7 protein-coding genes are annotated in these 11532 nt (G+C 72.5%); all 7 read left to right on the top strand.

Features of this window, described 5'->3' with window-relative positions; genetic code table 11:
- Positions 1-103: 103 nt before the first annotated feature.
- The 7 genes from ABD385_RS08390 to ABD385_RS08420 all read left to right on the top strand — a co-directional run bounded on the left by ABD385_RS08390 (position 104) and on the right by ABD385_RS08420 (position 11366).
- Entirely contained in the window at positions 104-1492 is a 1389-nt protein-coding gene (locus ABD385_RS08390) for a glycosyltransferase (RefSeq protein ID WP_344574405.1), read from the top strand.
- Positions 1493-1548: 56 nt separating this feature from the next.
- Complete coding sequence (locus ABD385_RS08395; RefSeq protein ID WP_344574406.1) at positions 1549-2607, top strand: DegT/DnrJ/EryC1/StrS family aminotransferase; 1059 nt, start codon at positions 1549-1551, stop codon at positions 2605-2607.
- 30 nt (positions 2608-2637) lie between these two features.
- A complete protein-coding gene (locus tag ABD385_RS08400; protein WP_425585370.1) occupies positions 2638-3813 on the top strand; it encodes a cytochrome P450 in 1176 nt (391 codons plus the stop codon).
- A 92-nt stretch (positions 3814-3905) separates the two neighbouring features.
- Complete coding sequence (locus ABD385_RS08405; protein WP_344574407.1) at positions 3906-4097, top strand: ferredoxin; 192 nt, start codon at positions 3906-3908, stop codon at positions 4095-4097.
- Between the two features lie 65 nt (positions 4098-4162).
- Entirely contained in the window at positions 4163-9388 is a 5226-nt protein-coding gene (locus ABD385_RS08410) for a type I polyketide synthase (protein WP_344574408.1), read from the top strand.
- Between the two features lie 298 nt (positions 9389-9686).
- Positions 9687-10751 carry a tyrosine-protein phosphatase gene (locus ABD385_RS08415; RefSeq protein WP_344574410.1) on the top strand — a complete coding sequence of 355 codons (1065 nt, stop codon included), beginning with the start codon at positions 9687-9689 and terminating at the stop codon, positions 10749-10751.
- A gap of 366 nt (positions 10752-11117) precedes the next feature.
- Positions 11118-11366 carry a hypothetical protein gene (locus tag ABD385_RS08420; protein ID WP_344574411.1) on the top strand — a complete coding sequence of 83 codons (249 nt, stop codon included), beginning with the start codon at positions 11118-11120 and terminating at the stop codon, positions 11364-11366.
- The last annotated feature ends 166 nt before the right edge of the window (positions 11367-11532 follow it).

Genomic DNA, 11532 nt, shown 5'->3' on the forward strand with positions numbered 1-11532 from the left:
GGATTTTCCGGTGGCCGGCGTGAGATCAAAGGAGGGTGCGGCCAGCCGAAACGCGCAGGGGCGTGCTCGCCGAACCCCGTATGTCATCGCTGAAAGGGAATCCATGGACTCCGCCCGACGGCCGATCCTTTTCGTCAGCCTTCCGGAGAGTGGGCTGGCAAATCCGTTGCTGGTGCTCGCCGAGGAACTCTCCCGCCGGAACGTGCCGGATCTGTGGTTCGCCACCGACGAGCCGCGGCGCCAGGACGTGAAGAAGATATCGGTGGGCTCCCCGGTGGAATTCGGCTCGCTGGGGGAGGTCGTCAGCGAGCTGTCGGCGGTGACGTGGAGCGACGAGGTCTACCGGGAGATCACCCAGTCGTCGCGGTTCAAGGCGCATCGCGCGGTGATCAGGCAGTCGTTCGTGCCGGCGGCCCAGGATGCGAAGTTCCGGAAGCTGGCGGCCATCGTCGACGAGGTCCAGCCGGCGTTGATGGTCATCGACTGCATCAGCGGGTTCGCCATCGAGCTGGCCATCTCGCGGGGAATTCCGTTCGTGTTGAGCGTGCCGTTCGCACCGAGCAACGTGCTGACGGCCTTCACGCCCTTCGGGAAGCGGTACACGCCCCGGGGCTTCCCCGTCCCGCACACCGGACTGCCGTACCGCATGACGTTGGCGCAGCAGATCGCCAACCAGCTGTTCAAATGGCGGACCCTGGCGATGTTCATGACGCCGCGGATGAGCAAGGTCGTCGCGCAGGACACCCGGCGCCGGAAGGCCCACGGGCTGCCGTCGATGAGCCCGATGGAGCGGATCGAGAGCTCCGAGCTGGTGCTGTGCAATTCGATTGCCGAGTTGGACTATCCGGTGCGCATTCCGTCGCAGATGCAGTTGGTCGGGGCGATGGTGCCGCCCCTGCCGGAGGCGCCGGACGACGAGGAGTTGTCGGCCTGGTTGGACGCGCAGTCCTCGGTGGTCTACGCGGGATTCGGGACGATCACCCGGCTGACCCGGGATCAGGTGAGTTCCATGGTGGAGGTGGTCCGGCGCCTGGAAGGTCGGCATCAGGTGCTGTGGAAGCTGCCGTCGGAACAACAGCACCTGTTGCCGCCGAAGGAAACGCTGCCGGGAAATCTGCGCATCGAGAGTTGGGTGCCCTCCCAATTGGACGTCCTGGCGCATCCGAACGTGAAGGTGTTCTTCACGCACGCCGGCGGCAACGGTTACAACGAGGGCATGTACTTCGGAAAGCCGTTGGTGGTCCGGCCGTTGTGGGTGGACTGCTACGACCAGGCCGTCCGCGGCCGGGACTTCGGCATCAGCCTGACGCTCGACAAGCCACGGGACATGGACGTCAACGACGTGGTCGACAAGTTGACCCAGGTGCTGGAAACCCCCTCCTTCCGCAAGAACGCGGAGCGGCTCGGTGCGCTGCAGCGGGCGGCGGGCGGTCGGGCGGCAGCCGCCGATCTGATCCTCGGGCTGCCGGTTCTCGCCGGGGCCCAGCAGTGAGGAAGCCCGTGCGCGTGGCGCGGGCGTGGGGAAATACGAAGAGGATGAGGTAGCGGATGTCGTTCACATATCCCGTTTCCCGACCCGCGTTGAACGGACGCGAGCTGGAATACCTGACCGCCACGGTCGAGGACGGGTGGATATCGTCGCAGGGGCCGATGGTGAGGCGCTTCGAGCAGGCCTTCGCCGAGTACAACGGGATCGCGCACGGCGTGGCCTGTTCGTCCGGAACGACCGCACTGACGTTGGCACTTCGGGCCCTGGGCGTGGGTCCGGGCGACGAGGTGATCGTCCCGGAGTTCACGATGGTGGCCTCGGCGTGGGCGGTGACGTACACCGGTGCGACGCCGGTCTTCGTCGACTGCGGGGACGACCTCAACATCGACGTCTCCCGCATCGAGGAGAAGATCACGTCGCGGACGAAGGTCATCATGCCCGTCCACATCTACGGGCGGCGTTGCGACATGGACGCCATCATGGACATCGCGTTCCAGTACAACCTGAAGGTCGTGGAGGACAGTGCCGAGGCGCACGGCGTCCGGCCGACCGGGGACATCGCCTGTTATTCGCTGTTCGCCAACAAGATCATCACTTCCGGTGAGGGAGGCATCTGCCTCACCGACGACCCCAAACTCGCGGACCAGATCGCGCACCTGCGGGCCATGGCCTTCACCAAGGACCACAGCTTCCTGCACAAGAAGGTGGCGTACAACTACCGCATCACGGCCATGCAGGCCGCCGTGGCCCTGGCCCAGACCGAGCGCCTCGACGAGATCCTCGAACTGCGCCGCAGGATCGAGAAGCGCTACGACGAGGGACTGGCCGACGTCCCCGGAATCACGTTGATGCCCCCGCGGGACGTGCTGTGGATGTACGACCTCCGGGCGGAACGCCGGGCGGAGCTCCAGGCGTTCCTGGCCGACCACTCCATCGAGACCCGGCTCTTCTTCAAGCCGATGAGCCGGCAGCCCATGTACTTCGACGCGGACTGGCCGTCGCTCAAGGCCAGCGAGTTCGCCGAGGACGGGCTCTACCTGCCCACGCACACCGATCTGTCCCCGGACGACCAGGACTTCATCGTCGGCAAGATCCGCGCCTTCTACGGCGTCGGCTGATCGGCCCCGCCGCAGAGAGGAATTCCGTTCATGACGCACTCGGACCCGATGGTCGTCGACTTCCCCACCCGCAAACCCGGCGTGTCCTTCCCGCCGCCCGACTACGGCGGGTACCGCGAGCACGAGGGACTGGTCCTCTCCCGCCTGTCCAACGGCGCCCGGGCGTGGCTGGTCACCCGGCACGAGGACGTGCGCGCCGTGCTGACCGACCCGAGGATCAGCTCCAACCCCTCGCACAAGGGCTTCCCCAACGTCGGAACGGTGGGCGTGCCCACGCAGGAGCAGATCCCCGGCTGGTTCGTGGGGTTGGACTCCCCCGAGCACGACCGGTTCCGCAAGGCCCTCATCCCCGAATTCACCGTGCGGCGGATCCGGGGGTTGCGCCCGGCGATCGAGCGCACGGTGGACGAGCGGCTCGACGCGATGCTGGCCGCGGGCAACTCCGCCGACCTCGTTGCGGACTACGCCCTGCCCGTGCCCTCCCTGGTGATCTCGACGCTGCTCGGCGTGCCGCCCTCCGACCGCGACTTCTTCGAGTCCCGGACCCGCACCCTGGTCTCGCTCCGCGCCTCGACCGACGCGCAGCGCGAGACCGCCGTCAAGGAGCTGCTGCGCTACATCAAGCGGCTGGTCGGCATCAAGCAGAAGTGGCCGGGCGACGACCTCATCAGCCGGCTGCTGGCCGCCGGTTCGATCGCGCCGCACGAGCTGTCGGGCGTGCTGATGCTGCTGCTCATCGCCGGCCACGAGACCACGGCCAACAACATCGCGCTGGGCGTCGTCACCCTGCTGGCGAACCCCGAGTGGATCGGTGACGACCGGGCGGTGGAGGAGACCCTGCGCTTCCACTCGGTCGCCGACATCGTGTCCCTGCGGGTGGCCGTCGAGGACGTCGAGATCGCCGGGCAGCTCATCAAGGCGGGCGACGGCATCGTGCCCCTGATCGCCGCGGCCAACCACGACACGAGCGCCTTCGAGTGCCCGCACATGTTCGACCCCGCCCGGAGCGCCCGCCACCACGTGGCGTTCGGCTACGGCATCCATCAGTGCCTGGGGCAGAACCTGGTGCGCGTCGAGATGGAGATCGCCTACCGCAAGCTCTTCGAGCGCATTCCCGACATCCGACTGGCCACGCCCGACGAGGGCTTGAGCATCAAGTACGACGGCGTGCTCTACGGCCTGGAGCAGCTTCCCGTCCGCTGGTAGGCACGTCCCGCCAGCGGAAGGCCCAGTACCGTCCGCCCGGCGCGCCAGCGGCCGCCGGTGGACCCCGATCCCCTTGCAGGAGAGACATCGGCATGCGTATCACCATCGATTCGGACCGCTGCGTGGGCGCGGGCCAGTGCGTGCTGTCCGCACCACAGGTCTTCGACCAGGACGAGGACGGGATCGTCAGCCTGCTCGCCGCGCCCGGCGCCGACGACGCGGCCAAGGTCCGTATCGCCGCGGCGTTGTGCCCCTCCGGGGCGATCACCGCACACGAGGGCTGACGCCCGCAACGGGCGATCCACCTGCCGGATCCCCGACCGACGCAACGGCTCGACATCCGGGAGAGATGGTGCCCGTCCACACCGATGACTATGTGATCGACCCGCCGTCCGACGGGGCCGGTGCCTCGGGGGGCCGCACGCTCCCCGAGGTGTTTGCCTCCGCGGTGGCGGCCGCCCCCGACGCGGTGGCCCTCGTCGACGGGGACCGCTCCTGGACGTGGGCCGAGTGGCGGGCGGACGTCGACGCGCTGGCCCGCGGGCTCCAGGAGTCGGACGTCGCGCCCGGCGACGTGGTGGCGGTGCGGCTGCCGAACTGCTGGGAGGTGCAGACCCTGCACCTGGCGGTCGCGGCCGTCGGCGCGGTGCTGCTGCCCCTGCACCAGGGCACCTCGACGGATGAGACGCGCGCGTTGCTGACCCGCGCGGAGCCCGTCCTCCTCGTCCTGTCGGGCGCGGCGGACGAGGGCTCGGCGACGGCCCGTTCACTGCTGGACGGCGTGCCGTCGCTGCGCGGGGTGTTGCTGACCGGCGGGGCGGCGACCGGCGGCGAGGAGCCGCGGGTCGGGACGCTGGACGGGCTGCTGGCGGCCTGGGCGGGCAGTGGGCCCCGGCCGGTGGAGGTCACCCCCGACCTCCCGTTCGTCCTGGTCCCGTCGTCCGGGACGACCTCGGCGCGGCCCAAGCTGTGTCTGCACAGCCACGACGGTCTGCTGTCGCACACCGCGGCCGTGACCGCCGAGGCCGCCGACGCCTTTTCCGGCACGGTCCTCACGGCCTGCCCGATGACCCATCTGTTCGGTCTCCAGGCCGTGCACGCGGCGCTGTCCGCCGCCTGCCGCCAGGTCGTGCTCACCGACTGGGACGCGGACCGCTTCCTGGCCCTGGCCCGGGAGCACGACCCGCGCGTCGTCTTCGCCGTGCCCACGCAACTGTGGGACGTCGTCGGCCGGTTGGAGTCGTCCGAGGGGCCGGCGGGGTTCGCCCCCCGCCAGGTGCGTACGGCGGGCGCCGCGGTCGCGCCCGCGCTCGCCGGGCGGGTGCGGGCGGCCCTCGACTGCGAACTGGTCGTGGTGTGGGGGATGTCCGAGATCGGCACCGGCACCCGCACCCGGGCACAGGACCCCGACGGCAGTGTCGGCGGCCCGGTCGCCGGCGTGGAGCTGCGGACCGTCGACGCGCACGGTGCGGTGTGCGCGGCGGGCGAGACCGGGGAACTCCAGTACCGGGGGCCCGGGCTGTTCCGCGGCTACTTCCGCGAGCCGGAGCTGACCCGCGCGGCCCTCACCGACGACGGGTGGCTGCGGACCGGCGACCTCGCTGCCGTCGACGCGGACGGCGTGGTGGTGCTGCACGGCCGGACCGCCGAGTTGATCAACACGGCGGGCCGGAAGTTCGCCGCCCCGGAGGTCGAGGGGTGGCTCGCGGGCCTCACCGGCCTGGGCCCACTGGCCGTGGTCGCAGCACCGGACGACCGGCTGGGGCAGTATCCCTGCCTGGTCGTGACCGAGGAGGCGGACCGCGCCCTCGGCCTGGGCGAGGTGACCGCGTTCCTGCGGGGACTGGGGGTGGCCGAGCACAAGATCCCCGTCGAACTGGTCACTGTGCGCGCACTCCCCCACTCCCCCGCCGGAAAGCTCGACCGGCAACGGCTCACGCGGCTGCTCGCCGACGGTGCGGCGCCGCCCGTGTCGGCCCGTCCCGGCGCCGTCCCCCCGGCCACCGTCGAGGAGGCCCTGGACCTCGTGCGGGACTGCGTCGGGCGGGTGCTCGGGGAGGACGGCACCACGGTTCCGTTCGCGCCCGACACGGACTTCCGCCGGCTCGGCCTCGACTCGCTCCGTTCGGTACGGCTGCGGAGCCTGCTGTGCGAGGCGACCGGGCTGCCGCTGCCGGCCACCCTGGCCTTCGACCATCCCGATCCGCGCGCCGTCGCCCACGTACTGGTCCAGCAGGAGGACCGACTCCGGCCGGCCGCACGGGGGGTGCCGGCCGACGGTGCCGACCCGGTGGCGATCGTCGGCATGGCCTGTCGGCTGCCCGGCCGGGCCGACTCCCCCGAGGCGCTGTGGGACCTCTTGGCCGGCGGGACCGATGCGATGTCCCCGTTCCCGGACGACCGGGGCTGGGACCTGGAGCGGCTCTTCGACGAGGACCCGGACCGCCCCGGGACCTCGTACGCCCGCGAAGGGGGCTTCCTGCACGACGCGGGCGACTTCGACGCGGGCTTCTTCGGCCTGTCCGACCAGGAGGCGACGGCGACCGACCCGCAGCAGCGGCTGCTCCTGGAGGCCGCCTGGGAGACGTTCGAGCGGGCGGGCATCGACCCGCGGTCCCTCAAGGGCAGCCGCACCGGCGTGTTCACCGGGGCGATGGACCGCGGCTACGGCGCGCAGGCGTCCGCCGTGCCCCGCGCCTGGGAGAGCATGCTGATCACCGGTGCTTCCGCCAGTGCGATCTCGGGACGCATCGCCTACACCTACGGGCTCGAAGGCCCTGCGTTGACGGTCGACACCGCCTCCTCGTCGTCGCTCGTCGCCCTGCACCTGGCGTGCCGGTCCCTGCGGTCGGGCGAGACCGACCTGGCGCTGGCCGGCGGCGTCACCGTGATGGCGAATCCGTCGCCCTTCGCGCACTTCTCCCGGTTGCGGGCGCTGTCCCCCGACTCCCGCGCCATGGCGTACGCGGACTCCGCGAACGGCTCCGCGTGGTCGGAGGGTGCCGGGCTGCTCCTGCTGGAGCGGCTGAGCGACGCCCGGCGCAACGGACACCGGATCCTGGCCCTGGTGCGGGGGTCCGCCGTGAACCAGGACGGTGCCTCCAACGGGCTGACCGCGCCGAGCGGCCCGGCGCAGCAGCGCGTCATCCGCGAGGCGCTGGCCGACGCCGGGCTGCTGCCGCAGGACGTGGACGCCGTGGAGGGGCACGGCACCGGCACCCCGCTGGGCGACCCCATCGAGGCGCAGGCCCTGCTGGCCACCTACGGCCGGGAGCGGCCGGTGCAACGGCCGCTGTGGCTGGGGTCGGTGAAGTCGAACGTCGGTCACACGCAGGCCGCCGCCGGCGTCGTCGGCGTCATCAAGACCGTGCTCGCGCTGCACCACGGCGTGCTGCCCAGGACCCTGCACGTCGACGTGCCCTCGACCAAGGTCGACTGGTCCGCCGGTTCGGTACGGCTGCTGACCGAGGCCCGGCCCTGGCTGCCGGACGACGGGGCGACCCGGCGGGCGGGCGTGTCCTCGTTCGGGCTCACCGGCACCAACGCACACGTGATCGTCGAGGAGCCGCCGGCCGCCGCGGCGCAGGCGTCGCCCGGTGGGGTGCCGGAGACGGCACCGGACGGGGGCGCGGCGACCGCGGCCCCGGAGCCGATCGGTGACCCGACCGTGCCGTGGGTGCTGTCCGCCCGGAGTCCGGCGGCACTGCGCGCGCAGGCGCGGCGGCTGGCCGAACACGTTGCCGCCGACCCCGCGCTGCGCGCCCAGGACGTCGCCCACGCCCTGGCCACCACGCGTGCCGTGCACCGGCACCGGGCCGTCGTCAGCGGCACCGACCGGGCCCAACTGCTGTCCGCGGCAGACCGGTTCGGGCGGGGCGAGGGCTCTTCGGGAGTCACCCCGCACGACGCCGATCCGGGCGGCCTGGCCTTCGTGTTCTCCGGGCAGGGCAGCCAGCGCAGCGGCATGGGGCGCGAGGCCGCCGAGGCGTTCCCCGTCTTCGGGCGGGCCCTGCGCGAGGTCTGTGCCGCGCTGGACCCGCTGCTGGACCGGCCGCTGACCCCGGTGATGTGGGCGGCGCCCGACTCCGACGAGGCGGCCCTCCTCGACGACACGACCTACACGCAGCCGGCGCTGTTCGCCGTCCAGGTCGCCCTGTACCGGCAGTTCGAGTCGTGGGGCGTGGTCCCCGACCACCTGGTGGGGCACTCGATCGGCGAGATCTCCGCCGCCCACGTGGCGGGCGTGCTCGGGCTGCGGGACGCGTGCACCCTGGTGGCGGCCCGGAGCCGGCTGATGGGCTCGCTGCCGCCCGGGGGCGCGATGGTGGCGGTGCGCATCACGGAGGACGAGGTACTGCCGTGGCTCGCGGACGTGACGGACTCGGTGGCGGTCGCGGCCGTGAACGGGCCGCACTCCCTGGTGCTCTCGGGCGCCGAGGCGCCGCTCCTCGCCCTCACCGACCGGCTGGCGGCCGCCGGCCACAAGACCCGGCGGCTCACGGTGAGCACCGCGCCGCACTCGCCGCTGATGGAACCCATGCTGGCCGCGTTCCGCGAGGTCGTCGGGACGCTGTCGTTCGCCGCGCCCGCCGTGCCGCTCGTCTCCACCGTCACCGGCCGGCCGTTCACCGAGGCGGAGGCGCGGGACCCGGAGCACTGGGTGCGGCACGTGCGGCAGTCCGTGCGGTTCCGGGACGGGATCGACCACCTCCTGGACGCGCGCGTCACCGGATTCGTGGAGTTGGGCGCCGAGCCGGCGCTCACGCCGATGATCGACGAGTGCCTGGAGTCGGGTGACGCGCAGCCGGCGGCCGCCGTGCTGCCGAGCCTGCGCGGCGGGGCGTCGGAGCGGCAGTCCCTGCTCACCGCGGTCGCCCGGCTGCACGCCCACGGCGTCGCGGTCGACTGGGACGCGGTGCTCCCCGGGGCCCGGACCGTGCCGCTGCCCACGTACGCGTTCCAGCGGCGGCGGTTCTGGCTGGCGCCGGTGCCCGTGGGCCCGGTGGACCGCGCCGCCGAGGGGGCGGCGGACGCCGGGTCGGCCGGTGACGCGGCGGCCGGTGCGGAGCCGTCGGGGCTGGCGTCCCGCGTGGCCGGTCTCGACGACGCCGAGCAGGACGCGCTCGTGCTGGCCCTGGTGCTCGCGGAGACCTCGGCCGTGCTGGGCGGCGAGGAGCTGTCCGCCGAGCACGGCAACCGTACGTTCAAGGAGTTGGGCGTCAACTCGGTCAACGCCGTCGAACTGCGCAACCGCCTGATCGCGGCCACCGAACTGCGGCTGCCCGCCACGCTCGTCTACGACTACCCCAAGCCGCTCGCCGTGGTCCGCCTCGTGCGCGAACGCCTCGCACCGCCGGACGCCCCCGGTCGCGATGTGGCCGCGCTCGTCGGCGAGTTGCACGCCCTGCTCACGGCCGGCGCGGAGGTGCCGCAGGAAGCGATGGCGCGGCTGAAGGCGGTGACGGCCGGGGCGCGGGCGGCGGACGGCGGTACCGACCCCGGCTCGGACGCGGCGCTGGACCTGGACTCGGCCAGCGACGAGGACCTGTTCCGCCTGATGGACGCGGAGGGCTGACGGGCAGGTGGGTCCGGATGACCTCCGGGGCGCCCACCACCGTCGTCGGACGCCGGGGTTTGCGGGGTGCGGGGTCCGGTCGTCCGACGGGCGGCCGGACCCCGCGCCGCCCGTCGCGGCCAGGGCGTGCGCCGGCGGCGCCCGCCGCTTCGGTGTGCCGGGCTCCGCGCGCCCGTCGTGGCCCGGGTCCGCCGCACAAAACTAGATAATTCCCGCCTATTTCGGGCCGTACGGTCTCGTTATGAGTTCCCCTTCCACGGCGGCGGTGTTATCTGCCCGCCGCATAGCCGTCTCGTTCATGGCCGCCGTATCGGCAGTGGGGGGCGCCACGCCGCTCGCCGCGGCCGATTCCCTCGACCCGTCCCCCGAAGCCGGCCAACACGCCCCGCGGGCACCGCTCGCCGCACACGGGATCCCCTTCACCGACGCCACGGTGACCCAACAGGAGGACGGCTCGTTCGTCGTGGCCTGGAGAGCGCCCGGCGTCGCCTCGGTGGCCGTCCACGCCGAGGGGCGGGTCGTGGCGCGCGGCGGCACCGAGGCCCGCGTCACCGTGCGCGGTCTGCCCGCCGTCGACCGCCAGTGGTTCCGCCTCGTCCCCGACCAGGGCGACCCGCTCACTCTCGCCGACCGCTCGCTGCACCTGCCCAGCGTGCCCAACTTCCGCGACGTGGGCGGCTACCGCACCACCGACGGCAGGTGGGTCAAGATGGGCGTGCTGTACCGCACCGACGGCCTGCACTCGCTCTCCAACGCCGACCTGGCCGTGCTCCAGCGACTGGGCATCCGCACGGACCTGGACCTGCGCGTGCCGGCCGAGCGCGCCGAGGCCCCGGACCGGGTGCCGGCGGGCGCGCGCTACGTCACCGCCGACGTGCTGGGCGGCGACTTCACCCCTGAACTGCCCGCCACGGCCGCGGCATCCGCCCGGTTGATGGCCGGCACCTACCGGCGGTACGTCTCCAGACCTTCCGCGCTCGACGCCTACCGCACGCTGTTCCGGCTCGCCGACACCGCCGGCGCCGCCCCGCTGGCCTTCCACTGCACGGGCGGCAAGGACCGTACGGGCTGGGGCACCGCCGCGCTGCTCACGGCCCTGGGAGTGGACCGCGACACGGTCGTGCGGGACTACCTGGCCACCAACGACTACCTGGCGGCACGGAACGCCGCGACGCTCGCCAAGGAGACGCCGGACACGGCCGCCCGTCTCAAGCCGATCCTGGACGCCAGGCTCCGGTACCTCAACACGGCCTTCGACGAGGTCAAGGCGCGCTTCGGCACCTTCGACACCTATCTTCGGCAAGGGCTGGGACTGAGCCAGCAGGACCTGGAGCGGCTGCGCGAGACGCTGCTCGTCCCCTGACCGGCCCCGGCCCTGTGGCACGACCACACACGATCCCGCGAACGGACCGCAGACAGATCGCTGCGGGACGGCAGCGGCACGGCACGGAGAACGGCCCTTCCGGCACGCTGCCGGGAGGGCCGTCTTGGTGGAGCGTGCCGGGTCGGCACAGTGGTTGCAGTGGTTGCAGTGGTTGTGGTGGTTCCCGGCCGGCAGTCGCGGGTGTCCCCCACCCGGCGGCCGTGACCCGTCGGGTCGCGGTCTCTTCGGCGCATTTTCCCTGCTCGCGGGCGTGTTAGGCGGATGTTGGCGGAGCGGCAGGCCGGCGGTAGCGGCCCCGAGCAGGGTGGTTCCCGTACCGGGGAATCGACGAGTGAGGAGACAGGTATGAAGTCGTGGCGTAGTCGGATCGGTGTCGCGCTGGCCGTCGGTGCCGCGGCGGTCACCGTTCCGCTGACCGCCGCCACCGCCGTCGCCGCGCCCCCGCCCGGCGGCGGCTGGGTGCCGATCGGGGCCGAGAAGTACCCCTCCAAGGCGGTCTGCGAGGCGACGGAACTGCCGCTGGCACAGGCGAACGGGTACCACGAGGTGTGGTGCGACGACAGCAAGGAGATCATGCCCATCTTCAACCGCTGACCACTACGCATCCGGCGGAGCTCCGTTCCGCCGGGTGCGCACGGAAAGTCCGCTGCTCCGGTGCACCGCACCCAAGCAGCGGACTCTCCGCTTTCGCGGTTCCGCCGTGCTCCTTCCGCCTTCGTCCGTCCCCGCCCGTCCCCGTCCGTCCCCGAGGGAACGTGGT

The organism is Streptomyces lunalinharesii, assembly GCF_039532155.1.
Classification (GTDB): Bacteria; Actinomycetota; Actinomycetes; order Streptomycetales; family Streptomycetaceae; genus Streptomyces; species Streptomyces lunalinharesii.